This window comes from Paenibacillus ferrarius (assembly GCF_002027705.1).
In the GTDB taxonomy this organism is placed as follows: domain Bacteria; phylum Bacillota; class Bacilli; order Paenibacillales; family NBRC-103111; genus Paenibacillus_E; species Paenibacillus_E ferrarius.
In genome coordinates, this window is sequence record NZ_MBTG01000048.1 from 1 (window position 1) to 24,653 (window position 24,653).

Annotated in this window: 22 protein-coding genes; 12 read left to right on the plus strand and 10 right to left on the minus strand. The window is 45.4% G+C overall.

Translation table 11 applies throughout. From position 1 onward, the window contains the following. Positions 1–87 precede the first annotated feature (87 nt). A complete protein-coding gene (locus BC351_RS34080; protein WP_079414474.1) occupies positions 88–612 on the minus strand; it encodes a GNAT family N-acetyltransferase in 525 nt (174 codons plus the stop codon). A 531-nt stretch (positions 613–1,143) separates the two neighbouring features. Between BC351_RS34080 and BC351_RS34085 the strand changes: the two genes are divergently transcribed. The 6 genes from BC351_RS34085 (at position 1,144) to BC351_RS41850 (ending at position 6,836) form a co-directional block, all read left to right on the plus strand. Then, the gene (locus BC351_RS34085) at positions 1,144–1,548 is read left to right on the plus strand and encodes a VOC family protein (RefSeq protein ID WP_079419496.1); all 405 of its coding nucleotides are present in this window, start codon (positions 1,144–1,146) and stop codon (positions 1,546–1,548) included. A 467-nt stretch (positions 1,549–2,015) separates the two neighbouring features. Further along, positions 2,016–2,912, plus strand: coding sequence for an NAD(P)/FAD-dependent oxidoreductase (locus tag BC351_RS34090; RefSeq protein ID WP_079419498.1), 897 nt, complete (start codon positions 2,016–2,018; stop codon positions 2,910–2,912). Between the two features lie 166 nt (positions 2,913–3,078). After that, positions 3,079–3,480, plus strand: a complete 402-nt coding sequence (locus tag BC351_RS34095; RefSeq protein WP_079419500.1) for an Rrf2 family transcriptional regulator — start codon at positions 3,079–3,081, stop codon at positions 3,478–3,480. 145 nt (positions 3,481–3,625) lie between these two features. Beyond that, entirely contained in the window at positions 3,626–5,017 is a 1,392-nt protein-coding gene (locus BC351_RS34100) for a DHA2 family efflux MFS transporter permease subunit (protein ID WP_144028614.1), read from the plus strand. 79 nt (positions 5,018–5,096) lie between these two features. Next, positions 5,097–6,152 (plus strand): NADH:flavin oxidoreductase/NADH oxidase, encoded by a 1,056-nt coding sequence (locus tag BC351_RS34105; protein ID WP_079419504.1) that lies wholly within the window; start codon positions 5,097–5,099, stop codon positions 6,150–6,152. A 279-nt stretch (positions 6,153–6,431) separates the two neighbouring features. After that, positions 6,432–6,836 carry a DUF4372 domain-containing protein gene (locus BC351_RS41850; protein WP_244209271.1) on the plus strand — a complete coding sequence of 135 codons (405 nt, stop codon included), beginning with the start codon at positions 6,432–6,434 and terminating at the stop codon, positions 6,834–6,836. 324 nt (positions 6,837–7,160) lie between these two features. Here BC351_RS41850 and BC351_RS34115 read toward each other — a convergent pair whose 3' ends face one another. The 4 genes from BC351_RS34115 to BC351_RS34130 form a co-directional block, all read right to left on the minus strand. Beyond that, on the minus strand, positions 7,161–7,355 hold the full coding sequence (locus BC351_RS34115) for a hypothetical protein (protein ID WP_079419506.1): 195 nt from the start codon (positions 7,353–7,355) through the stop codon (positions 7,161–7,163). 32 nt (positions 7,356–7,387) lie between these two features. Next, positions 7,388–7,609 carry a hypothetical protein gene (locus BC351_RS34120; protein ID WP_079419508.1) on the minus strand — a complete coding sequence of 74 codons (222 nt, stop codon included), beginning with the start codon at positions 7,607–7,609 and terminating at the stop codon, positions 7,388–7,390. Positions 7,610–7,711: 102 nt separating this feature from the next. Further along, the gene (locus tag BC351_RS34125) at positions 7,712–8,434 is read right to left on the minus strand and encodes a hypothetical protein (RefSeq protein WP_079419510.1); all 723 of its coding nucleotides are present in this window, start codon (positions 8,432–8,434) and stop codon (positions 7,712–7,714) included. 591 nt (positions 8,435–9,025) lie between these two features. Then, positions 9,026–9,598, minus strand: coding sequence for a TetR/AcrR family transcriptional regulator (locus BC351_RS34130; RefSeq protein ID WP_079419512.1), 573 nt, complete (start codon positions 9,596–9,598; stop codon positions 9,026–9,028). Between the two features lie 197 nt (positions 9,599–9,795). On the opposite strand from BC351_RS34130, the gene BC351_RS34135 reads away from it, so the two are divergent. The 4 genes from BC351_RS34135 to BC351_RS34150 all read left to right on the plus strand — a co-directional run bounded on the left by BC351_RS34135 (position 9,796) and on the right by BC351_RS34150 (position 14,554). Beyond that, a complete protein-coding gene (locus BC351_RS34135) occupies positions 9,796–10,797 on the plus strand; it encodes a DUF3500 domain-containing protein (protein ID WP_208629886.1) in 1,002 nt (333 codons plus the stop codon). Positions 10,798–11,040: 243 nt separating this feature from the next. Continuing rightward, on the plus strand, positions 11,041–11,946 hold the full coding sequence (locus tag BC351_RS34140) for an SDR family oxidoreductase (protein ID WP_079419516.1): 906 nt from the start codon (positions 11,041–11,043) through the stop codon (positions 11,944–11,946). Next, complete coding sequence (locus tag BC351_RS34145; RefSeq protein ID WP_079419518.1) at positions 11,943–13,478, plus strand: MFS transporter; 1,536 nt, start codon at positions 11,943–11,945, stop codon at positions 13,476–13,478. Before BC351_RS34140 ends, BC351_RS34145 begins: the two co-directional genes overlap by 4 nt. A gap of 140 nt (positions 13,479–13,618) precedes the next feature. Further along, a complete protein-coding gene (locus BC351_RS34150; RefSeq protein ID WP_079419520.1) occupies positions 13,619–14,554 on the plus strand; it encodes an NADP-dependent oxidoreductase in 936 nt (311 codons plus the stop codon). A gap of 978 nt (positions 14,555–15,532) precedes the next feature. Here the strand turns inward: BC351_RS34150 and BC351_RS34160 are convergent. Continuing rightward, a complete protein-coding gene (locus tag BC351_RS34160; RefSeq protein WP_079419524.1) occupies positions 15,533–16,123 on the minus strand; it encodes a TetR/AcrR family transcriptional regulator in 591 nt (196 codons plus the stop codon). Between the two features lie 318 nt (positions 16,124–16,441). Between BC351_RS34160 and BC351_RS34165 the strand changes: the two genes are divergently transcribed. Next, complete coding sequence (locus BC351_RS34165) at positions 16,442–16,627, plus strand: nitroreductase family protein (RefSeq protein WP_244209273.1); 186 nt, start codon at positions 16,442–16,444, stop codon at positions 16,625–16,627. A gap of 189 nt (positions 16,628–16,816) precedes the next feature. Further along, on the plus strand, positions 16,817–17,989 hold the full coding sequence (locus BC351_RS34170; protein ID WP_079419526.1) for an MFS transporter: 1,173 nt from the start codon (positions 16,817–16,819) through the stop codon (positions 17,987–17,989). A gap of 619 nt (positions 17,990–18,608) precedes the next feature. Here BC351_RS34170 and BC351_RS34180 read toward each other — a convergent pair. The 4 genes from BC351_RS34180 to BC351_RS34195 form a co-directional block, all read right to left on the minus strand. After that, positions 18,609–20,369: a glycoside hydrolase family 2 protein gene (locus tag BC351_RS34180; RefSeq protein ID WP_079419530.1), complete on the minus strand. Its 1,761-nt coding sequence runs from the start codon at positions 20,367–20,369 to the stop codon at positions 18,609–18,611. Positions 20,370–20,411: 42 nt separating this feature from the next. Further along, the gene (locus BC351_RS34185; RefSeq protein ID WP_158082325.1) at positions 20,412–22,733 is read right to left on the minus strand and encodes a family 43 glycosylhydrolase; all 2,322 of its coding nucleotides are present in this window, start codon (positions 22,731–22,733) and stop codon (positions 20,412–20,414) included. Positions 22,734–22,810: 77 nt separating this feature from the next. Then, positions 22,811–23,842, minus strand: coding sequence for a hypothetical protein (locus BC351_RS34190; RefSeq protein ID WP_079419534.1), 1,032 nt, complete (start codon positions 23,840–23,842; stop codon positions 22,811–22,813). Between the two features lie 3 nt (positions 23,843–23,845). Further along, entirely contained in the window at positions 23,846–24,652 is an 807-nt protein-coding gene (locus BC351_RS34195) for a carbohydrate ABC transporter permease (protein WP_079419536.1), read from the minus strand. Position 24,653 lies beyond the last annotated feature (1 nt).

The following is a 24,653-nucleotide window of genomic DNA, read 5'->3' on the forward strand; positions in this document are numbered from 1 at the left end:
GCTAACGTCGATTTGCCCGTCCCACACAACCCTTCCACCAAAATTAGTTTGCAATTGTTTTGCATGCGATTTGCTCCCAATTCTTATTTATAACCGTAACTTCATATCGGATACCGTAAATTTCATACCTATCGTCTGTATTACATTTCCTTTAATCTCAATAAAGCCTTCTTCCACAACGACAGGAATATCAAGTGATGACAGCATCTTTGTCCAGAATTTGACCGCTCTTACATTCGATTTGAACATACCCACATCGTACCGACCCGAAAAAATTTTAAAAATTTGCATGACAGCATCTTTGGCAATATTCGTGCCTCTATATTTGGGCAATACAAATAACTCCTGCACCGAATAGTCCACATCTTCTGCAACATAAGGAGGGGAAGTAACGAGGATAAACCCGACGATTTTTTCATTAAGCTTAATAAAGTAAGGATACAACCGTACATCCCTGTAATATGGCGAGATATCTTCCATATCGAATGTGCCTTCTGGTCCGATATCCTCCTGTGAGTAAACTGAAAGCTCATAGAGATAATAATTAAATAAGTTTACAAATTGTTCTTTGTTATTATCTGTTATTTGTTGTATTTCCCGTTTTTCTTCCACTCTACATTCTCCTTCACAGGAATTTAACTTACATTTCAACCGTTTCTACATTAACACATATTGGAACTAAACTGCCCTTTAGCTTAATAAAACAAGGAGCAAGCTGCCGGGGCAAAACTGCTCCTTGTTTTTGTTCAACTATCGTTCTTACGTTAGATTAACTTCTTGTTGCAAACTATAGGACTTGAACAGTAGCAATCTCTCTGCCAGCCCATAATCTAAACATATATCCGCAGACAAGAAGATGCCAAGGCGCTTCATCAACTAATAATCGTACATCTGCATAGTTCATCTATAGAAATCATCCAGTGCCTTGTCGCTATTCGAACATATTCCAACTCTAACTGTGTCTAAAATATAGGTTCTACTTGTGCAGCCTGTAACGCAGCAGCAGCATCCATATCGTGTACTGGCGCATTCCGAAGTCGAATTCGGGAGTAAATCACAAAAAAATGAAAACGCTACTGACATACTGTTGTCAGTAGCGTTGTTTTATAATCGGAGTAAGTAACATAAAGGAGTGGGAAATACATGCATTTTGCTTCTGTACGCATCATTACCGACGACGTGGATCGTCTCGTCGAGTTCTATGAGAAAGTCATGGGTGTTTCAGCGGAACGCCCCGCGCCCGTCTTTGCCGAATTCGTTGTGCCATCATGCACCCTGGCGATCGGCCACTCCCAGACGGTGCAACTGTTCGGAGCTGGTTCCGCAGTGGCGGCCAACAATCACACTGTCATCCTCGAGTTCCGCGTCCACGATGTCGATGCCGAATACGAGCGCTTGAAGCCGTTTGTCGAAGAATGGGTAAAGGAACCAACCACGATGCCATGGGGGAACCGTTCTGTGCTGTTTCGCGATCCCGACGGCAATCTGGTTAATCTCTTCGCGCCGGTGACCGAGGAAGCGATCAAACGGTTCAGCGGCAGGCATTGATGAACAGTTGAAGTGAGTGAGACCTCAATTTGTGGTCATTATCATTTAGTATGCAAGAATTTCCACGAGCAAGTAAAGGAGCAGCTACGGCTGCTCCTTTACTGTTTTCAGTTCTGCTTGCTTTCCGGATTATTGTTCCTAAAGTATTTCTCTTCCTCTTCCTACTAGGGGTAGTACCAGCGAAGCTGTCATCAAGTGCCAACTCATGAATTATTGCGCAAGGCGAAAAAACGTTTTTCTGTCCGATACAAGTTACCGTTTCTTCGGCACCTCAAGAAATCACTACTCTGATGCCTATTCTGTATCAAAAACAACTTCGACTGTCGGAAATGCGCCATCTGTTACTGACTCAAACCACAAGCACTAGCGATATTGCCTTCCAAGTTAGTTATTGATTTATAGATATAACTAGTCTATGATGTACTTGATCACCGATACATGATCAAACTATGAAAGGAATAATGTATATGGTTTACGATTGTGCCATTGTAGGTGGAGGTCCGGCAGGACTAAATGCGGCACTAGTGCTGGGAAGGGCAAGGAGAACTGTGGCGCTGTTCGATAACAATCAACCCCGAAATTCGGTTACGCATGCCTCCCATGGTTATCTTACTCGGGATGGTGTTACACCTTCTGAATTCCGACGGATTGCTTACGAAGAGGTGCTGCGATATCCTTCTGTAAAGCACCATGCTCCCAAAGTAACGGATATACACAAACTTCATGATGGCTTCGAGATCATCACGGATAACGATAAGCCAATCCAATCCTGCAAGTTGCTAGTCGCCACGGGTCTAAAAGATATTTTGCCTCATATTCCGGGCCTTACAGAACTATATGGTAAAAGTCTCTTCTACTGCCCCTATTGCGATGGTTGGGAGCTCAGAGACCAACCGTTGATCGTGTTGTCAGAGTATCCAAGTGTGTACCATATGACCAAGCTGCTCTACAATTGGAGTCGCGATCTCTTTATCTGTACCAATGGTCGTAGCATTCTGAGCGATGAACAAAAACAGATTCTGAATTCACGAAATATCATTGTGTCTGAACAAACGGTTGCAGCTTTCCACGGTAGTGAAGATAAGCTACAGCAGGTGGAATTTACAGACGGCTCACGGATTGACAGAACTGGTGGATTCATAACGCCTCAATGGCAGCCACAGGCTGCTTTTCAAAAGCTTGGTTTTAAAATAAATGAAACAGGCGGGATCGTGACCGATACATTGGGAAAAAGCACGATACCCGGATTATTTGCAGCCGGGGAAGCGACTACTGGTGTCCCCTCACAACTGATTGTAGCAGCTGCCGCCGGCAGTATTGCCGCTACCAGTATTAACATGGAATTAATGGAGGGTGATTTTTAAACAAACCAGATACCGATTTCGTTTGTCTTGGCACTATTAGCTTTACCAACTTTATGAGTTTTATTTATCGATATATCTACGGGAGCATCCGTGCATTACTTGACGATAAAGGAATGAACAAGGTATTATCGATATATAATGTCTTTATTAAGGAAGGTGATCTGCTATGAAGTTCTCTAAAGCAACGAACTATGCTTTACACACCATGCTCTTTCTTGTAGCAGCCACTCCAAATAAACCTGTTAGTGTGCTGGAATTAGCTGAGCGGCAAGAGGTTTCCCCTACCTATCTATCCAAAATATTAACCAAGCTAGTCAAGGCGGACATGATTGAATCCGCTTCTGGCGCTAATGGTGGGTATAGGTTAAATCGGAATTGGGAAAACATTTCGTTTCTTGATATTATTCACGCCATTGAAGGGACTGCTTCCTTGTTCGATTGTAGCTTGGATCATGGACCGGATTGTCCAATTCAGCAGGTAGTCTTATCAGCAGAAGAAAAGATGGAAAAACATTTAAGTAATCAGACTATGTCTGAGCTCGTCAGAAAAATAAAGATAGTCATGTGAATTATTTTTTTGGACATTTAAAGATATCGAGTATCTCTTATATCTGTTTATTGTAATAAATAAAAACTGGAGAGTGGCGAGCGTGCAAGCAGCAATAAAGGAATCACAACAAAATACAGTACAAGAATATAAAGTCATCCCCATCATGATTTCATTATTGTTAGCCGGTTTCATAGGAATGTTCAATGAGACAGCCTTAAATGTAGCTCTAAGTGATTTAATAGACCTATTTCATATTTCCGCTTCAACGGCACAATGGTTAACAACCGGATACCTCCTGGCGCTCGGAATTTTGGTACCGATATCGGGATTACTTCTCCAGTGGTTTTCGACTAGACAACTTTTCATAGCCTCTCTCATCTTTTCTATATTGGGCACATTGGTAGCAGCACTTGCACCAGGCTTTGAGATATTGATGATCGCACGTGTCATTCAAGCTGCGGGTGTAGCACTTATGCTACCGCTGATGTTCAATACGGTGCTCGTCATTATTCCTGCTGAAAAGAGAGGAGGAGCGTATGGACTTATTGGCCTCGTCCTTGTGGTTGCCCCCGCCGTCGGGCCGACAATTACGGGTCTGCTGATCGAGAAACTAAGTTGGAATTGGATTTTCTGGTTATCTCTTCCTATCTTGGTGATTTCTTTTTTATTCGGTATGCGATTTATGCAAAATATATCCACGATCACAAAGCCCAAAATTGACATCTTTTCACTTATCTTTTCTACATTAGGCTTCGGCGGGATTGTATTTGCCTTCAGTAGCGCTGGTGAAGGGGAAGGTGGTTGGGGAACGACTAAGGTGGTCTTCTCTATGGTTGTCGGTGTTTTGGGACTGATGATTTTTATCATTCGTCAATTGAAGATGAAACAACCAATGATGGAACTGAGAGCATTTAGGCACCCCATGTTTACCATTGGCACGCTGATGATATTTTTTACATTGATACTTATGTTGTCAGCCATGCTAGTATTGCCTATTTATCTAATTAGAGGTCTTGGCCTCAGTGCCTTTACTACTGGGCTCGTCTTGCTCCCAGGAGGGATATTAAACGCAATTATGCTTCCAATCATGGGAAGAGTGTTTGACAAATTCGGGCTAAAGTGGGTTGTTCCTTCGGGATACGTCATCATCACCGTGACTCTTTGGTTTCTCTCAGGCATAACAATAGCTACCCCCTTAGCTCTAATTATCGTACTTCATTCTTGCTTAATGATTGGTATTTCAATGGTATGGATGCCTTCACAGGCCAATGGCCTTAACCAATTGCCTCCTGAGCTCTACCCACACGGGAGCGCGATTATGAATACGCTCCAGCAATTAGCGGGAGCGATTGGCACTGCGGTCGCGGTTAGTATCATGACAGGTGGCATGAACAGCTTTATGAAGGATGTGGCTGATAAAGCGGCCCCCGGCAATGGCCCTCTTGCTTGGATAGCAGGTATTCAAGACGCTTTTATTTTTGCCATCGTTGTTGCTATAGTCGGCTTATTCTTCGCATTCTTCATTAAACGGGTACATGTAGGCAAGCAGCAGTAATAGAATCTAGTCAGTCATATAAAAAAACAAAAATTTGCACTGCAATGCCAATATTTTTTAATGATAAGGAGATTTCAAAATGACCTATTTAAATTCCCCTCTTACTTTCAAAGGCTTAACCTTAAAAAACCGGATTGTGATGGCTCCCATGTGCCAGTATTCTGTGGAAGCAGAGGACGGTAACCCAAATGACTGGCATTTTGTGCATTACGTTAGCAGAGCTATTGGTGGCACTGGATTAATTATTATGGAGATGACCGATGTGGAGCCTGATGGACGGATCACTTCACAGGACCTAGGTCTCTGGTCGGATGAGCAAATCCCAGCATACACGAGAATTATTTCCGAAGTCCATAAATACGGTTCGAAAATCGGAATACAGATTGCGCATGCCGGTCGAAAAGCACAGGATGCCGCCCAACCCGTAGGTGCTTCGGATATTCCGGTTGTTTTATTTCCGGGAGAAAGCAAAACTGGCAAAAACTTAACGCTACCGCGCCCCCTTTCAACTCTGGAAGTAAAAGAGATGGTCGGGAAATTTAAAGAAGCCGTTCGCAGAGCCGTTAAGGCAGGTTTCGATACGATTGAGCTGCATGGAGCTCACGGATACCTGATTCACCAATTTCATTCACCGGGCATCAATAACCGATCAGACGAATACGGTCAAAATCTGGCCCTATTTGGTGTAGAGGTCATTCAAGCCGCACGATCCGTCATGCCGGCGGACATGCCTTTGATCATGAGAATATCAGCTATCGAATATATGGATGGTGGATATGATCTGGAGCATTCGATTGCAATTGCACAGCAATACAAAGCGGCCGGAGTTGATATCTTCCATGTCTCCACGGGTGGAGAATCACTTCCCGGAAAGAAGATGCCAGGCAATCATCATGGATATCAAGTGCCATTTGCCCGCGCATTTAAACAAGCTCTGGAAGTACCTGTCATAGCGGTCGGTAAACTGGATGATCCCTATCTGGCCGAAGCTACTTTGGCCAATGTAGATGCGGACTTTATTGCTGTAGGTCGCGGCATGCTTAATGATCCATATTGGGCTCTGCATGCAATCAAGACGGTGACTGGAGAAATCGTGCCTCCCGTGCAGTATGCAGCAGGGATCAGTATACGGTAAATTCACATAGCTCCTACCATAGTAGTATTTGAATTTCCAATATGAAATCAGGGGCTTAAAGAACCTTGGGTTACAAACGGGAGGGAAAGATGAACTTCTTATATTTATTCTTCGGAGTATAGGAACATCTTTGCCTTCCCCCCAAGCCAAAGATTTATTTATATTCTTCCCCCTTTCATTAATTTATATTGAATCACTAGCGTTGCATTAATTTACTCTGAATGTTCATAATCTTCTGTCTTTATTAATTTCAAGAACAAAAAAATCCTTTACAATGGAATGGCAGGTAGTTCCTGTCCAAAATCCACTGAAAAGGATCAGCTCCTGGACAAGGATACCCTATTTTCTTCATTTGGTAAATGGCTAGAGCCAATTTGTTTAAAAACGTTCAAAGATCGCATTGCTAAAACGCAGCAAGATAAATATGTAAAGAAGCTGACGACGCCAGCCTACCTAAAGCTATTCCTGCATGCACAATTGCAGCAACGTGATGGGTTGCGAGAAATAGCAGACGATGTCTTATCGGAAGATTTTCAAAAGGAACTCGGGCTTGAATCGATCTCAGCTGCACAGTTATGTCGCAAACATAATCAGGTAGATTCTACGCTACTCGAGCAAATTTTTGTTTGCAGACCTCGTTGCCCGAATTTTAAAAGAAGCAAGTTCCACGAATTACCGAAATGACTTCAAAATCATTGATTCAACCACCATCGGACTTTGTTTGCAAAAGTACAAATGGGCTGTCTTTCGAAAGACAAAGGCAGGCATCAAGGTACACTTGCGTCTGGTCTTTATTGGGTAGTACCAGCGAAGCTGTCATCAAGTGCCAACTCAGATAAAGCTCGGTTGAACTATATTGGTTAATTATCCTGTAGCTCCATAAAATGACTTTTTCATTTTTGGAAATTTGTGCTGTGTATGAGGAATGGAGAAAAACCGGAGTCTTTAAGCGTAAAGAAATTCCGGTTTTTAGGCGCGTATTGTTGGATGGACCTAAGTAGGAACTTACTAAGCTTGGTAAGGAGGTAGGTTTGTAACTTTGAAAGATCCACTAATTTTTTTGACTGAATAACGAAAAATGGATGTCTCTTTATCCTTAGAACGGACCTTGAACGGTTTTCCTTCTTTATCTATAAAAGTAACAATAAATTCAACTTCGTTTGGTGATTTATCTTTCTTTTCTTGAATTTTGTCAATTTGCACAATTTGTCCCCCGTTAATAGTACAATATGCCTTCAAGTGTTCAGGTAATTTTTTTTTTCAATGGTTGGATTCATACTCGTTAATTCATCCTCATTACCACCATATAATGAAGCCATTGATTTCCAGTCCCCTTTATAAAGGAATGTAAAGTAAGCTCTCAGTGCATCTTCTGGATTACTGTATATGTTTTCTTCTTTATTTGAACAAGCAACGAATAGTAAAAAGCCCAATAAAATCAATATTATTTTCTTCATGGTTTTCTCCCCAATCTGTAAGTCAAATATAAACACCCTGATCATGGTTTGATTACCAGGGTGTTTATATTTGTTTAAGTATATTTACTCACAGTATTAACTTTATTTTAGTGTCATCGGCGTGTACGTTTGAGCATCCGTCCATGTTCTTGCCCAAGATTTTGCTTTATCTTCTGTTCCATCAGTTGTAGCTTCGTAGGTGCTAACTGACATAATCTCACCGTTTGAATTTTTACTGAATTTATCAAGAATCCAAACATGAAATCCAGATTTATTGGCAATATCACCTTGTACTAAGCTACTCCATGTAGTATTAGTAAAAACTTGATTTAGCGTTGATGTACCATATTTAGTTCCAAAATTATAAGCAGCAGAAACAAAACCGCTGCAATCCACACCTACTGCACTGCTCGTTACAGTTGAAGAAATGTTTCCAGCATACTTCCCATTACTTATTCCTGAAGTAAAGTTGATATAGGTTCCACTTGTTCCTGTATCAACACCATTCATGCCACCCCAATTATAAGGAATGCCATTCTTAGTATCACCTGAACTAGATGGAGCATAGTCAAGGTGGGCTGGTGCTGTTGTGACTGAATTATTAGGTGTTCTGTTAGCTGACTTATACGTCCATTGTACTCCCATCATGTCATATGCTCTTGAAAATGCTGTAGAACGAGATGCGGCAGCAACTTCTACTTCGCGTTTTTTATCTGAAATCGGCTTCGGATCATAAGCAAGCGCTATTTCTTTAGTGAGACGTGTTTTCTTATCTGATGTACCATTTAATTCATAGAAATTAACGGTATTATTGCTTAACACCATTTGGTACACTCTTCCCTTTTTAGTCGTATAAATAAATTTATTCGGGATTTTAACAGTATATTCCGTTTTCGTAGGAATTGCCAAGTAAGATTCAACTAATTTCCCTTTTTTGTATTTATTTACAGCGGTTTCTACATAAACATCTTTCCCGATAAGCGCTTCATTGAGGAGATAGCCGATTCTCCGATAATAAAAGATATTTCAATGATGACAGGACATTCGAGAGATTATTTTATACAGTCAACGCCAAATGGAAACAAATTCGATATAGCAAAAATAAAAGAGGCTCAGGGTAAAATACTTTCTAAGTTTGAAGAGTACTAGGAAACCTCCAATGGCCGGTAGCAGTTGGCACTTGGTGACAGCTTCGCTGGAATTACCCCTACTAAGAGAACACGGAATTTTCAGCAAAGTTTAGCCGTCACTTACGATACGATTCACCCTATCATCAAAAAAACGAAAGACGCCTCATCGGGCGTCTTTCTTCGTATAAAATTCGGTTATGAAATTGTGGTAGCACCTTGTCCAGACGGCCAGTCAACGGAGCGGACCACCGCCATCGCCAAGATGAGCTCTTGTTCACCGCGACTGTCACGTCTGGAGGTGAAGAATAAAGTCCTCGGCCAATTCCCGCGGGATAAGTTGAGCGGGATCGCGACCACTCAGAATCCAAAAGAAGCTAGGTCCGATGAGCAAGGCTGTGGCTTTATCAAGCGGAACTGACAGCGTGTTCTTCCCGAACACGCACTCGATCACGACACGTGCGCTATCCCCGAGTGGATCCTTCGCGGAGAGCAGTTTCGCCACGATGGGGTCGTGCTGCGCTTCACCGAGGAGCGCTCGATAGGCTGTGCCAGCCGGTGAGTGCGCAAGGAAGTGAACGAGTGCTTCCAGATAGGCTGTGAGGTCCTTCAATAGAGCTCCTGAGGGGCTAATCGCCAGCTCCTCCTCGGCATCGGTTGCGCTGGCCTCGAACAGAATCTCCGCTTTGTGTGACCACCATCGATACACGGTCTGCCGGGACACTCCAGCCCTCTCAGAGATGCCCTTCATTGTCATTGCCGCATAGCCTACCTCGGACAAAAGGTCGTCAACTGCATTTAGAATAGCCGTCCTTGCATGCTCGCTTCGGGGTCGACCGACATGATAGTGTTCTTTTTCCATGCCTCAACTATACATGGAGGCAGTCTCCTTGTCCAATCACAATTATTTGTGGACACAATGTCTCGTATATGATATATTTTCGGTGCACGTTGTCTCGAAATCATGATTGTGCCCATTTGTTACACCATTTTGCAGATTTGTTGCAGGACAGTTCAATTGATGCCCTTAGAGGGCATAGGAAGGAGGACATACAAATTATGAGCAAATTTACGACTAAAGTGACAACCGCATTCGATTGCCCATCCATATCGAGTAGCAAAGTCGTCGAGCTCGCGAAGATGTTCGCGGCTACGCTCACCAATGACCAGCTCTGTGATTTGAACCAGGACTATTCGTTGAGGAACGCAGTGAACTGGTCGAACTATCCCCAGGCAGCTCTGGGTCGCCGTGGTCGCCGCGGTCTGCGGATCGACACACTTTCGAGAGAGCAATGGGCAGCGCTGGACACCCTGCTCGCGGCGGCTACCGGTTCCGCCAAGAACAAGGGCTATTACGAAATCCAACAGATCCTTAACGCCGATGACTATCTCCGCGATCATGGCGGGGGCCGAGACTACGGGCGGGAAAACTTCTACATTGCATTTCTCGGTACGCCTTCGGATTCAGGCAGGTGGGAACTTCAGTTCGGTGGACACCATCTCGCCGTCACCAACACATACGCAGCTGGTGTCCTCGTTGGTGCCACGCCCTCGTTCCGAGGCATCGAGCCATTCTCGACCTTCGAATACAACGGCGTCAGCAATCAGCCCCAACAGCAGGCGCAGAGAGCTTTCGTGGAGCTGCTCGCCTCCTTCAATGAAAACCAGTTAGCCAAAGCCAAGCTTCGCGGCAAGTACCGCGACCTCTTGCTGGGCCCAGGCAAGGACTGGGCGTTCCCGACTACAGCCGCGGGCGTTCAGGGCTCCGAGCTGCGCGAGGACCAGAGAGCCCTGCTGCTAACGGCAATCGAGGCGTATGTCAGCAGCATCGACGACGAGAACGCCGTGAGAATTCTTACTCACTATGAAAGTGAGCTCGATTCCACGTACATTGGTTATTCGGGCTCAACTTCCGTGAGCAAACCGATGGACTATATTCGCATCGACGGCCCGTCCGTTTGGATCGAGTTCTCGATGCACAGCGGCATCATCCTCTCCGATCCTCATCCGCACGCAGTGTGGCGCGACAAGCATACAGACTACGGTGGAACAGCATTCTAACCAAATCTGTTGCCGCTCCTGCCATACTGATCGCTAAGGCGGCAATCCTGCGCGTCACTACTTTGATATTCACACATATCTTTTTTAAAAAATAATTACTGGACACGGTGTATCGTTTAAGGTACATTAGGTTACACGGTGTCTCGAAATTACAGAGGAATGACTTCGTTGCAATCCTGATGATGCGAGTAACCGAAAAATATAAGTCGTAGCCAACAGAAGGGCTACCAAGGAGGAACACAAATGAATGTATTTGTAACTGGAGCATCCGGATGGATCGGATCTGCCACCGTAGATGAGTTGCTGAAAGCTGGTCACAAGGTCATCGGACTGGCACGGTCGGACGTCTCTGCGGCCTCGCTCGAGAAGAAAGGTGCGATGGTCCTGCGCGGGGATCTCGATGACCTTGACTCTCTCCGCCGCGGGGCGACCGAGGCTGATGCTGTCGTACACTTGGCGAACAAACACGACTGGGCGAATCCGGCGGAGTCGGATCGCGCTGAGCGGGCAGCCGTCGAAACTCTCGCCGAGGCACTAGTCGGTACCAACCGGCCTTTCGTGGTGGCCAATGGCATCTCCGGTCTGGTTCAGGGACGGCCAGTGGAGGAGACAGACCCGTCACCTGCAGTAGGTCCGGGCTCGAATCGGGGAGGGGCCGAGAATCTCGCTCTCGACTACGTTGGTCGCGGAGTGCGGACCATCATTACCCGTTTTGCGCCAACGGTCCACGGAACCGGAGACTGGGGCTTCATCAATTTCCTAATGTCTGCCGCACGCAAGCAAGGCGTGTCCGGCTACATTGGTGACGGATCCAACACTTGGTCTGCGGTTCACCGTTCGGATGCCGCACGGCTCATCCGGCTGGGACTTGAAAAGGCACCTGCCGGATCGCGCTTGCATGCGATTGCAGAGGAAGCTATCACCACCCGGGAGATCGCCGAAATCATTGGATACTCCCTTAACATACCGGTAGTCTCGATCGCGCCGGAGGACGCCAACGCACACTTCGGATTTGTCGGCAGATTCCTCAAATTATCCATGACCGGCTACAGTGAACGCACCCGCGAATTGCTCGCATGGACGCCTTCCGGCCCCACTATAATGGAGGACATTTTAGCTGGCGCGTATAAGGAAGCCGGACAACAATGAGCACTACATCACCATTATCCCCCGGTGAAGTAAAACCGTCACGGCAACCTGGGCTGGTTCTGACATGTGTGTGCTTATGCACCATCTTGGTCGTGGGCCTTGTCGCCGCCATCAATCTAGCGGTTCCGAAGCTCGCAGCCAGCGGGCTGCACCCCAGCTCTTCGGAGCTGCTATGGATCGTTGACGCATATGTCATCGTGTTCGCATGCCTAGTCATCCCAGGTGGCGCGGTCGGCGACCGATTTGGACGCAAGGGCGTACTGATCGCCGGGCTTGTCACGTTTGCAACTGGCGCGGCTATCTCGGCTGCCTCCGCGAACGTGACGAGCCTACTCCTCGGCCGCGCGATAACCGGAGTCGGGGCGGCACTAGTGCTTCCGAACTGCGTGGGCGTACTGGTTCACGCTACCGCACCCGAACGGCGAGGCCGTTCCCTCGCCATCTGGGGCGCGATGACTGGTATGGGCGGGCTCATCGGCAACGTTGCCGGAGCGGCACTGCTAACTGCTGGGTCGTGGCGAGCCCTGTTCTGGGCCATTGTGCCAGCCGCACTTCTCTGTGCACTCTGGACAGCTCTGGCCGTACAGCGAAGCAGCCGCAGCCCGCGCAGTCTTGACCCTGCCGGCACCATCTTGCTCGTCGCTGCAACCCTGGCTCTCTTAATCGGCATTATCGAGGGGCCGGAGCGCGGTTGGAGCAGCATCGTCGTCATCGCCGCGTTCGCGGCCAGTATCGTACTCGGCGCCATTTGGGTCGTGGTCGAGCTGCGCGTTCGTCACCCCTTGCTCGATCCCCGCTTGTTCCGTATCCCACTGCTCAGCACCGTCAGCCTTGGCATGCTCGTGATGTTCTTCGGCAGCTTCGGCCTGTTCTACCTCAACGCTTCGCTCCTGCAGTACGGGCGCGGGTACTCCGTCCTGCAAGCCGGACTCGCGATTGTTCCTATGACGGTGCCAATGCTGCTCGGCGCACAATTCGTTCCGGGCCTGGTGAGGCGCATCGGCATTCCCGCAACGCTGTCTGCTGCCTTCCTCGCTATCGGCATCGGACTGTCCGGTCTAACCACCGCCACGCACCAGCCGTACCTCGTCTACGCGGCCTGGCTCGTCCTCATTGGGATCGGCTTCGCACTCGCACTACCATGCTTGACAGCTGAACTCACTGCTGCGCTGCCCGCCGAGCAAGCCGGTGTCGCAGGAGGACTTCAATCTGCAACCCGGGAACTCGGTAGCGCCCTCGGCGTTGCGGTCGTCGGCACCGTGCTGACCGAGAGCTTCACCCGGCATCTGCCGGCAAGCCTTCAACACAACGGCCCGATCCCCCGCACGGTCGCCGAAGCAGTCGCTGCGGCCCCCTCTCAGCAAGCCGCTATCATCGACTCCTTCACCACCGGAGCCGAATCCGCGCTGCAGGTAGCGAGCGTCGTCACTCTCATCGCAGGCGTCCTCGTCGTCGCGGCAGCATTCCAGGCCAGCAGACGCCGAAACAAGCAAAGCTCAACCACTGTGGGCTCTGAAGCTCCCAATAGATAAAAAATCTCGGCGGGGATCATCGAGAGATTACAAAACAAACTCCAAAAGCTTGAGAGTAAAGTTGCGCCTGTCGTGCGTTGGGAAATCAGAATAAATTGAACAAGTAAGAAAGACTAACTCATAATAAAGGAGCCAATCCCATGAAATCCATTGTTATTGAAGCTTACGGAGATGTAAATGAGTTGAAGTTGGTCGAGGGGCCGACACCCAGAGCAAAAGGGAACGAAGTGTTGGTGGAGGTCCATGCCGTATCCGTGAACCCGATTGAATGGAAAGTTCGCTCCGGCTTATTTAAAGATTATATGCCTTTTACGTTTCCAATCGTTCTAGGATCGGATGTATCCGGTGTCGTGAAAGAAGTCGGGGAACAAGTTACGGATTTCCAAGTCGGCGATGAAGTGTTTGCCAGCGCGGATCTTTTTAAACCGGGTTCGTATGCAGACTTTATATTGATTGAAGATCGCCTGCTGGTAGGAAAACCTCATAATGTTTCGTTCGAAGAAGCGGCAGCTATCCCAGTAGCCGGCCTGACGCCTTGGCAGAGTCTTTCGGATCACGCCAAGCTGAAAGAAGGTGAGACCGTACTCATCCACGGAGGGGCAGGCGGAGTCGGCATTTTCGCGATTCAATTCGCCAAACATTTCGGTGCGACTGTTGCCACGACGACAAGCGGAAAAAATGTTGAGTTCTTACGCGACCTAGGGGCTGATATCGTGATTAATTATGAAGAACAGCATTTTGGTGACCTACTGGCCAAGGTCGATGTCGTTCTGGACACGATTGGCGGAGACGTATTGGCCAAGAGCTATGATGTATTGAAACCTGGAGGAAGATTAGTAACGATCACCGGCCAGTCCGATGAAGAGTTGGCACGTCAAAAGGGAATCACGGCATTCAGGGTCAGGATGGCGACCAATGTTGAACAATTGGCCGCCATAGCGAATTTGATATCGGAAGGGAAAGTAAAAGTGGTTATTTCGGAACGGTTTCCTTTTACGGAAGAAGGCGTTCGCAAAGCGCATCTCTTGAGTCAAACGGGACATGTAAAAGGCAAAATTATTTTAAAAATGAAGTAAATGTGTATCACAAATGATTCAAACTCCAAAAAGAAAACACACAAGGATGTTCTCAATCCTAAAAATGAAAAAGACCCCGAAGGGGTCTCAGATTGTTGAGAAACCCGACGTCCTTTTAAGGACGTCGGGTTTCTATTTTCGTATTATTAGGTCAACCAGAAATATCTGGTTGGCCTTTTTTTTAGGTTCGTTATAAGATGGCGGTAGCCGGGAGAACGAGCTCCTCTTAGGGGAAAACCCCGGAACAAAAACTGTTCTCCCACTGCCATACCTCCTCCCTGCCATCCGTCGGGAATGAGATAATGTTCTTATCACCCTACATATATAGTGTCATACACATTAATGGTATGTTTTTCTTCAGTCAAAAAATAAGTTAGGTTTTTCACGAATAGAACTCACCAACGCTACTGACTTCTTCTTTTGTTGGCTCATTCTCCTAGCCTCAAAGTACTCACGATCTAAATAAGGATGTTTATCCAGCTTTAACGCAATGTGCTTGACAGTTGGAGTATCTCCTGCATTGAACAATATAGCGTTCCCTTGCCTGAATACCCATTGTCTAGTGTCTATGGTTTCCGATCATTAACATCTTTCGAGTGGTCAGAATGCTTGGGGATTTCCAGCAACACGGCTGTATCCTTCGCAGGTATTACAAGCAAAAGAAACTTCTACAGAGCAAGATATTTGAAGAAAGGCTCCATCATTACGTCATACACTGCGAAATGAGAGAATATTCAAAGGTGACACAGAATCATTACAGAAAGATCACCGAGAAATTTTTGAGCTTTCTGGAGTCCAAAAGCGTCCAAAATTGTACAGATATCTCCGCTCGCAACTTGAATGACTACATCAACACCCTCCTCGGATACAGTTAATGTTGAAACTGCAAAAGAAAATCGAATATGGTTTGAATAAGGATCGCAAATTGTCCGCATTGCATCTTTTTTCTTCCGCAGGATAGAGCAATAGCGACAGGACCTATCCCAGCAGTTCTTTGGCTCCGTTCATCACTAAGGGCAAAGACTGTTTAACGAATGATTCCGCACTTATTAGACACCCCTCATTGTTCCAAACGTAAGCCGCCCCATACATCCCCCAACTTAACATGATAGAAGCTGTATTTATTAAGAATTGCGCGTTTGGAGTCGATAGCATCTTGTCTTTGTCTATAAAGGAAAGAAGTATCGTTTGAATTTTTTCCTTTATTTGAATTTCGAATACAGGTACAAGCGATGTATTTCTTCTTTTGCACATAGTGCTTAGACCCTTGTGAAATTCGCATACTCCCAGAAAAATGCTCTGAATTGTTTCTTCATTCAATACTTCGTGACCGCTTATTCTACGATTTATGATTGTCATAAACGCTTCCATTAGTCTGGCCTCAAGAATTTCGAATTTATCTACAAAGTGCGCATAAAAAGTCGCTCTGTTAACAGTAGCCCGCTCTGTAATATCCCTAACGGTTATCGATTCAAAGTCTTTTTCTTGAATTAATGAAGCAAAAGCGTCTTGAAGGAGTCGCCGTGTACGTATCACACGAGGATCTACTTCATTCTTTTTAATTGTCATGGTTAAAATCTCCCCTAATAAAACGACATTATAGAAATGGTGTTGTCTATACAACGGTTTATGGTTATTGATGATTGCGTACCATTCGGTTGTTATTATAACATATAAATACAACAAGTGTTGTTCAAACAACTAATGTTGTATTGAAACAAAATGCTGAATGCCGCTTTTCCAAAAGGAGGAGAGAATCATGTCGGTTTCACAACCGTCACTAACGATGGAGCACCAACTTTTTTTGATGTTATTCGAGAACGCCGCCCGAGGCCATCCGCCAAAAAGTTTATACCGACGGCGTGCTAGTATCGATGCAACTCATGCTTGTCGCCCGCGCTAAAGGCTACGACAGGCTACGACAAACAAAAGTCCATGGAAGCTTTCCGCACATCAGAACGCTACGTTCCGATTATTTTGATCGCCATCGGCAAGGCGGCGAAGCCCGATCATCCGACGGTAAGGCTGGCAGTCGATGATGTAGCTTTCTTTAACGAAATGCCTAAGGAATAACAAAATGTAAAAGATTGTGGCACCCACATAAACAACGGCGAGCTAAGGTCTTTTACGTGAATTGGCTGAAGCAGCAGAAGAGCCAGTCAACAAGCTGGGGGCTTCATTGATTGCACAAAGTTCGATTTATATTTATATTTCGATATTTTTAAAAACATAGTTATTTAAAACACATCAGGAGAGTGAATTATGAAGAGCACATGGAAAGTTTACGTTCTGGCCTTGATCAGCTTTTTAGTTGGAACATCCAATTACATCATTTCCGGGATATTGGACCGGATCGCAGAGACGTTGGGAACAAGCGTTGCGGCAGCAGGCCAGCTCATTACGGTTTATTCCCTGGCCTATGCGGTCGGTACGCCTATTTTGATGGCGCTGACAGCCAAAATGGACCGGCGTAAGCTCCTCCTTTATTCGCTGGGCCTCTTTATTGCCGCGAATCTGCTGACATTTATATTGCCCGGCTTCGGTCTCTTCATTGCCGCGAGAATCATTACGGCGTTAGGCGCCGGGGTGGTCACCGTTAACGCGCTCAGCATCGCCGCCAAAATTGCTCCGCCAGGCAAGCAGGCCAGCGCCATCGCCAACGTCACCATGGGCATTACCGCATCGCTCATCATCGGCGTCCCGCTCGGCAGAATGGTAGCCTCGGCTTTTGGCTGGAAAGCGGTATTTCTGGCCATCGCAATTGTCGGGGTCATCGCCATGCTTGTCATTGCTGCGGTTCTTCCACGTATGCAGGGCGACAAGCCTGTCCCTTTGATCAAACAATTTGCTTTGTTAAAAAAACCTCAGGTTTTGGTTGCTTTAGCAATTACTTTTTTCTGGTTGGGAGGATATTCCCTCGCCTATACCTACATATCCCCTTTTCTGCTAGAGGTGACTCATTTAAATGAATCATTGCTTAGCGCAGCTCTGTTCGTGTTCGGCATTGCCAGTTTGATTGGCTCGAAAGTCGGCGGCTACAGCGCGGATAAACGGGGCATCAAATACACGCTCGTTTCAGGGATGGTGCTTCACGTCATTTCGTTGATTTTGCTATCCTTAGTCGGACATTCGGTCATTGCCGTATTCGCCATTTTGATCCTCTGGTCTTTTGCCGCCTGGTCATCCGCTCCGGCGCAGCAATTTAACCTGGTTTCGCTTGTTCCTGAATCCTCAGGCGTCATGCTGAGCTTGAACAGTTCCATGATGCAGCTTTCCATGGCTGTCGGCGCAGGAATCGGCGGTCTGATCGTTAACCGTGTTTCTTTGGCATCCATTACCTGGTTCGGGGCACTCGGCGTACTCATCGCCATCATTGCCGTGTTTGTATTGTCCAGCATGGCATCACGGCATTCGGCGGTGCAGTCAGCGGATTAAGGGTATGCTAAACATGGAATATTTGATAAAGGACTCTGCTCACTAAGTTGATCTTTCGGATCTTATCCATTCTTAAACAAAATAACAGACCGCAAATGAACTGCACCCCAATTGTTGGACGCAACAATGCGATGTGGTTTTTTGTTGTTTAGGAAAATGGGCCGAGGAAAAAAACATGTAATCCTGTTCGGAATACCCCAAGAAAACCCGGGTCTATTCGACACATGGTTCGTGGTTTAATAAATACTTACCATGTTAGCCAACCGCTTGTTCTTTTGTAGCTGACAATCATGTCGAATTTCTCTGAACGAACCAACTGAGCCAACTTGTTTCTGTAAAGCTTTAAACTTGCATTGCCCTTTAATGAGCTTAGAACTGATCATTTGATCGATTCTGAGCTCTTTCTCATTTATTAAGTGCAAATTAAACATTTTAAAATTCAGATGTATATATTTAAATATAATAATAGAAAGACTTAATTTCCGAATATACTTGGGTAGAAGAAACGTACAAATACTATTCTTTATGCACGTCAAAACGGAGTGAATTTATAGACAAATCCCCCACTGGCCGAAAGGCTAGCGGGGGATTTTTGGGTCTGAATATTATGCTGAAGGACTTAAGCAAGATTAATTTCTTTTATCAATTCAAGTGGTATCTTTGGCTTCCGATCCTCTGTTAGCAATCCGTTGACTTCCTGTTGAACATCGGTTATTTGGGTGTAACAATATCCACTAATATATTCTGTATCTTTAATCGCTTGTGTAATGCTCCTAAAGCGCTCGATAAAGGCTTCCTCATTCTCAACCTGATTCCCATATCCCCAGCCTTTCCCTGTATTAAAAGCAATACCTCCAAATTCAGTGACCATAATCGGTTGGCCGCGATAGGCATATCCTTGGGCCATGACATATCTCCCGTTATTGAATGAGAATTCGTTGTTCAGGAGTCCATCTTTGTCTGTATAACGCTTTAAAAAGGCAGAGCCTTTCTCCTCATAATCATGTAATGTCAAGATGTCAGAAACAGTGTGCTCCCAGCCGTCATTTACGATAACAGGCCGATGCGGGTCTAGTGATTTGGTCAAGTGATAGATACTTTCCGTAAATTTTTGTTGTCTTAAGTTGGTGTAAATTTGTGCGATTCCCCATGATTCATTAAAAGGTACCCATGTCACGATACTAGGGTGATTGTACTGCTGGCGGACGATCTCCACCCATTCCGATGTGAACGTATCAATCGCCTCATCGTTAAACTCAAAAGTTGCCGCCATTTCGGACCAGACCAACACACCTTTCACATCACACCAATATAGGAACCGGGCATCTTCAATCTTCATATGCTTCCTTACCCCGTTGTAACCCATAGCCAAGATTGCATCAATGTCCTCAATCAACGCCTCCTCCGATGGCGGAGTCAAGTGACTGTCTGGCCAGTAACCCTGATCAAGAATAAGACGTTGATATATCGGATTATTGTTAAGAAGTACTTTCCCTTTTTCAATGGAAATTTTTCTCATACCGAAGTAAGAGTATACATGATCAATAATGATGTCATCTTCATAAAGGATAAACTCCACATCATATAAGTTTGGGTCTTGCGGTGACCATGCCAATACCTTCCAAGGACCATTCGCTTCATGTAATAAATTCATATCCAGTTGGAGCCACGGGCGATCGATGACTAGACTCGTCTGCTTAAGGACTATATCCTTCAAGCTAATCCTAGTTTCCAGACGGAGTTGTTTCGATTCGGCAGCCATGTGCGCCTGGTATTCAAACCGAACTGAATAATTATCGAGATCAGGCGTCATCTTAACAGATTTTACATACGAGGTCGCTACATACTCAATCCACACACTTTGCCAAATTCCTGTTGTCTGCACATAAAAGCACTCAAAATTATCATCAACCCAACGCTGCTTGCCTCTTGGCTGTGTGCAGCTTTGTGAGTCTTCCGCTTTCAACACGAGGGTATTGGATTCGCCAAATAGAAGATACGGTGTAATGTCAAAAGAAAAAGCAGTGTATCCCCCTTGATGTTGTCCAACCATGGTTCCGTTAACCCATAGCTTTGCTATATAGTCTACGGCTTGAAAATGAAGGATAACACGGTTCCCTTCTTGCTCCTTCGGCAAATCCAAAGCACGCTCATACCATACATTCGGGTGAAACTTCTCTTCTCCAATCCCGCTCGCCTTCGTTTCATAAGTGAAAGGAACGGTTATTTTGCGATCTCCGTTAAGCTGTTTATACCACTTTTCTATTTCCCCTACATTATCATCGTCAAAACGGAAATCCCATTCCCCGTTCAAATTGAGCCAAGAATCGCGAACGAATTGCGGTCTTGGATAATCTTTGATATACATCTTAGTTGTCATAACTACACTCCTCTATCTTCTCTGTATTTATAACTACGCATTTCACTTGGAAACAGAAACTTTATGAAAAATAATATCGGAATGGTTGGAAAGTAGACCGATTTTCCCATGTGTATAAGCTCTCGGATCCTGATAATCGAGAACAGGATCCGTTGATCCGTTCCAATATATACGTATTCGATTTCCGGTAACCTGAACGTTCATTCGATAGGTCGTATCTTTTTGAATCGTTAGAGGCACGGTTTTCAAAATCTCCTGTTTTCCGTAATTCACTTTTTTAAGCGTTAGTCCGTCTTGGTTCACAGACGCATAATAACCTGTGAAGGCATCCTGCACTTGATGCGGATAGTAAGATTCATGAACAGATCTGATCAGCAAGCCTGCATCACTTGTCGGTATCGTGGGGAAATGGAACTCCGCATCCATCCGGTAATCCGTCCAATCTTCACTTCCCGCGAATGTTTTTATATATTCATGAGAGCGAGTTTCGTAACCGCCATCTACAGGAATCCACATGCCCACCATACCTTTAGGCACATTGTCTATTGGAGAGAACGCTTCATCACCCGGATAGAACGTCATCGTCTTGAACGAAAGTGAACCTTGGACAACTTTGATTTTCAGGTTTGCGTAACCTTCTTTCAATGTCATATTCCCGATGCGGGTTTGTTCCCAAGTTTGATCAGCTTTGTTCCGCTTTGCTACAATAAACCGCTGCTTTTCTGCTCCAGCAGCTATTTCAATCGTTGTCTCCGCATCCGATGGCAGCATATCCAGATCTATGCCATAGGTTCCTGCCTGCTTCACCTGTATAGGGTACTGCAGCCAATCTCCGGCCTTCGGCAAAACAACTGCCATACTGCCATCATCCGCTGCAATTCCTCGATGTTCATTGGCTAAGGAATCTGAATAGCCACGGTTCTTATCTTTCAAATAATGTACCGCTTCGATACTCCCTGGGACAGGCTTGACGGTTTCATAATCACTGCTTCCACCCGCATCATTGCTATAAGCCGTGAACAACATCGCAGGAGCGAACTTCGACGCAGAAGCATATATGTAACCAATTTCTCCTCCGGCAATCTGCCTATCCACCTCTAATCTATACATATTGTCCCAATAAACCTTAATTTTGCCATTTGCACTTGTTACTCGAATCGTATGCAGTTTTGTTAGGTCCGTTTCCTTTGGGATTTGAGCTTTACCCACAAGGAGCATCTTCCCCTCATTAACCCGCTGTACGATTAGCTCATGACTTTGCGAATCCACGTCCGTAAACATAAAATTTCGCTCGTTCTCGTATGCAAATACAACGCCTATATGGGAAGAGCTTTCGTCAGTCGACAATGCGTGGAAATTATACTCAGCTGTAAATGCCTGTTCCGTTTTAAAGTCGCTCATTACAATCGTTTTATCATGCAATTGCTCTTGTTTCCAACCAACCGTACTTCCGGGAACCACTTCTTTGGCCGAAAAGTCAGGCATTTTGGCAACAGGACGGGCCATCGCGAAGGTAGGACCGAGTAGAGACATACGATCCCCATTAAACTGCAAACGGTCGATATTAAGCTTGCGTACCGGCGGGCCTGACGTCGATGCGCCTTCCAGATTGTGATACACCAAATAATAGGAATCCAGATCCGGCCCTAGAACAGTAGAACTGTGACCTAGTCCATTAAATTTATCGTCCGTGCTGATTACGAATGGATTGTTTTCCAGCGTCCGATAAGGACCTAAGGGTCCTTGATCAGAAATCGAATATTGAATTCGATAACCTGTGCTGAAGACATGATTACCGGTATAGGTAATTAGGTATTTTCCTTCTCTTTTCCAGATCGATGAGCCCTCTGTCCAGTGCTGCAAATAGGCTTCCGGGATCAGTTTATCGGGGCCAAACGTATAAGGATCAGACATTTCGTTAGCCAAAATGCCTCGACCAGAAGCATGTGTAAAGTACCATTTCCCATCGTCATCAATAAATACAGAGCCATCGATCGTCATCCCCAGATTATCCGTTTGGACCGTAAAAGGGCCTGTGGGACTCTGGCTGCGGAGCACATAATGACCGCCGCCTCCCGGTGAGGTGTACATGTAGAAGTAACCGTTCCAGTAGACGACTTCCGGCGCATACGCCCCTTTTGTTATTGGCTCCTTGGTAACGAGTCCTTCCGGTATCCAATTCACTAAATCCGCAGAACTCCACGCTTTTACTCCAATTTGATCATCCTGGGTACTGCAGTACAAATAGTACATACCGTTGTAACGGAAAACGAATGGATCGCCAATACCATAATCCTCCCACTCTTCAGCTAATTCGATGGGATTACTATAGGTGGGAACTTGACGCCAGCGTTCGAGCTCCATTCTCTCAGGCCCCTCTCCCTGACATGAGGTTAGAAATACACCCAAACAAATCGTCACCATTACGCACACAAATATCTTCAATGATTTACACCTTCCGATTTCAAAGCGACCTTCGCATTGAATTTAGTACTTATCGTGATTCGAATGAAAAAGCTAATCAATAAAAGAATACCGACATCAAACCAAAGGCATTCCATCGTGCTTAACAGAAGCTGCCCTTGATTATGTTTTAACGTAAAAATCATGATATTGCTCAGAAGTAAATATAGCAGCACATTTTGCCCTAGAACGAGCAAGAAACCCGTATATCTCAATCTAATTACCAACATCTTTGCCGCCAAGAAGTACACATATATTAAGAATGCAGAGCTTAATATCCAAAATATGGACGGTGGAAAACGCTCCGGAAGCCCATGTTTCGCTATTACATACGTGATGAATAGGCCTAAAGAGATGAACGAACCGATGAAAAACTTCCAGTTCCACCCTAGTTTATAACGCGCCGTATACATACCAATCAGATAGAAGAGGAAATATTGCAGTACGGGAAAAGAAGCAAACTTTCTTGTGCCAATCAATAGCCCTAACTGATTCACAGTCACTTTATCATAGGGTAGATACGTAGTAATTAGCAGCAAAACGACAACAACCCAAAATTTGAACTTTCGCTCAACTAACCAAGTTAATGGTTTAAATAATAACAATCCGACCAACATGATAAGTGAAAAAGAAATCAGAAACTCCGACCAACCAGGAATATCTTGAAGAATTAGAATAGGCTTGATTGTGCTCCAAGATAGGGGCTTTCGATCTAAGAACAAGCGATAGTATGTACCTGAAATATAAAATGCAATTAACATTTTCAACGCAGTAGACAGCATTCTTCCGTATACAGCTTTGAGTGGCTTATTGTAATAGGCTAATTGGCCAACGTAGCCGAAACTAAATACGAAACCTGTAAACGTGACAATATTAACAACATCGATCACTCGTTGTGCTCCTGTAAAGATCATAGGATCGCTGAAAAATTGCAAAATATGACAGTACACCATCCCAATGACCAATAACCCCTTGAAGATGTCGATGCTGTAATCTCTTTCTTTAACCATGGATTACCCCTTTATACCCGAGAAACTCAGACCTTTTACAATTTGCCGCTCGAAGAACAAGAACGCGACCATGACAGGAATAGATGCTACTGAGTTAATGGCCATAGGTCTTACATAATCTTCTGAGTACTGGGACATCAGGGTAGGAATCCCCATCGGCAGAGTAAACAGTTCTTCTGATGTAATCGCGATAAACGGCCATAGGAAGTTGTTCCATTGGGCAATAAACGTAAGAATGACAATGGAGGCCAAGGCAGGTTTAGCGAGCGGCATCACGATACTGGCGTAAACCCTTAACTTACTTCCCCCATCCATCTCTGCGCTTTCAATCAGCTCATTGGGAACCGCGTCAAAAAAGCTTTTCAGTACAACTACTGCAAATGGAGAGGCCACTGCTGGTAATATTAATCCTTCATAAGAATCTAACATCCCAAGTCCTTTAACAACCTGATAAAGCGGAATGAGAATCGCTTCGCCTGGAATCAAAAGACCAGCCAAGATCAAGACAAACATGAACTTTTGATAACGGAACTTGATTTTGGACAAGGCGAATGCACTCAAAGAAGAAACCAACAGCGTTAGCATTGTAACGGCAATAGCAACCACAAGAGAGTTGAACATCCACCTTACCAGAGAAGTTTCTTGAAAAATATACGCGTATGTCTCAAAGGTATAAGGCGGTTTATACCAATCCAGCACACCTGTAATCTTCATACCTTCATCTTTAATAGAAACGATCAGCATCCATGAGATGGGAACTAGAAAAAACAGGGCAAGGAGCACCGATAATGATAAACGAAGAGCCCTCATC

What these genes read in the sequence shown, in the direction of transcription:
- BC351_RS34170 (WP_079419526.1), top strand. Translation starts at nt 16,817, where the DNA reads ATGAAGAGCACATGGAAAGTTTACGTTCTGGCCTTGATCAGCTTTTTA.
- BC351_RS34095 (WP_079419500.1), top strand. Translation starts at nt 3,079, where the DNA reads ATGAAGTTCTCTAAAGCAACGAACTATGCTTTACACACCATGCTCTTT.
- BC351_RS34135 (WP_208629886.1), top strand. Translation starts at nt 9,796, where the DNA reads ATGAGCAAATTTACGACTAAAGTGACAACCGCATTCGATTGCCCATCC.
- BC351_RS34190 (WP_079419534.1), bottom strand. Translation starts at nt 23,842, where the DNA reads ATGGTTAAAGAAAGAGATTACAGCATCGACATCTTCAAGGGGTTATTG.
- BC351_RS34140 (WP_079419516.1), top strand. Translation starts at nt 11,041, where the DNA reads ATGAATGTATTTGTAACTGGAGCATCCGGATGGATCGGATCTGCCACC.
- BC351_RS34125 (WP_079419510.1), bottom strand. Translation starts at nt 8,434, where the DNA reads ATGGTGTTAAGCAATAATACCGTTAATTTCTATGAATTAAATGGTACA.
- BC351_RS34180 (WP_079419530.1), bottom strand. Translation starts at nt 20,369, where the DNA reads ATGACAACTAAGATGTATATCAAAGATTATCCAAGACCGCAATTCGTT.
- BC351_RS34090 (WP_079419498.1), top strand. Translation starts at nt 2,016, where the DNA reads ATGGTTTACGATTGTGCCATTGTAGGTGGAGGTCCGGCAGGACTAAAT.
- BC351_RS34130 (WP_079419512.1), bottom strand. Translation starts at nt 9,598, where the DNA reads ATGGAAAAAGAACACTATCATGTCGGTCGACCCCGAAGCGAGCATGCA.
- BC351_RS41850 (WP_244209271.1), top strand. Translation starts at nt 6,432, where the DNA reads ATGGCAGGTAGTTCCTGTCCAAAATCCACTGAAAAGGATCAGCTCCTG.
- BC351_RS34145 (WP_079419518.1), top strand. Translation starts at nt 11,943, where the DNA reads ATGAGCACTACATCACCATTATCCCCCGGTGAAGTAAAACCGTCACGG.
- BC351_RS34105 (WP_079419504.1), top strand. Translation starts at nt 5,097, where the DNA reads ATGACCTATTTAAATTCCCCTCTTACTTTCAAAGGCTTAACCTTAAAA.
- BC351_RS34195 (WP_079419536.1), bottom strand. Translation starts at nt 24,652, where the DNA reads ATGAGGGCTCTTCGTTTATCATTATCGGTGCTCCTTGCCCTGTTTTTT.
- BC351_RS34085 (WP_079419496.1), top strand. Translation starts at nt 1,144, where the DNA reads ATGCATTTTGCTTCTGTACGCATCATTACCGACGACGTGGATCGTCTC.
- BC351_RS34185 (WP_158082325.1), bottom strand. Translation starts at nt 22,733, where the DNA reads ATGGAGCTCGAACGCTGGCGTCAAGTTCCCACCTATAGTAATCCCATC.
- BC351_RS34120 (WP_079419508.1), bottom strand. Translation starts at nt 7,609, where the DNA reads ATGAAGAAAATAATATTGATTTTATTGGGCTTTTTACTATTCGTTGCT.
- BC351_RS34100 (WP_144028614.1), top strand. Translation starts at nt 3,626, where the DNA reads ATGATTTCATTATTGTTAGCCGGTTTCATAGGAATGTTCAATGAGACA.
- BC351_RS34150 (WP_079419520.1), top strand. Translation starts at nt 13,619, where the DNA reads ATGAAATCCATTGTTATTGAAGCTTACGGAGATGTAAATGAGTTGAAG.
- BC351_RS34160 (WP_079419524.1), bottom strand. Translation starts at nt 16,123, where the DNA reads ATGACAATTAAAAAGAATGAAGTAGATCCTCGTGTGATACGTACACGG.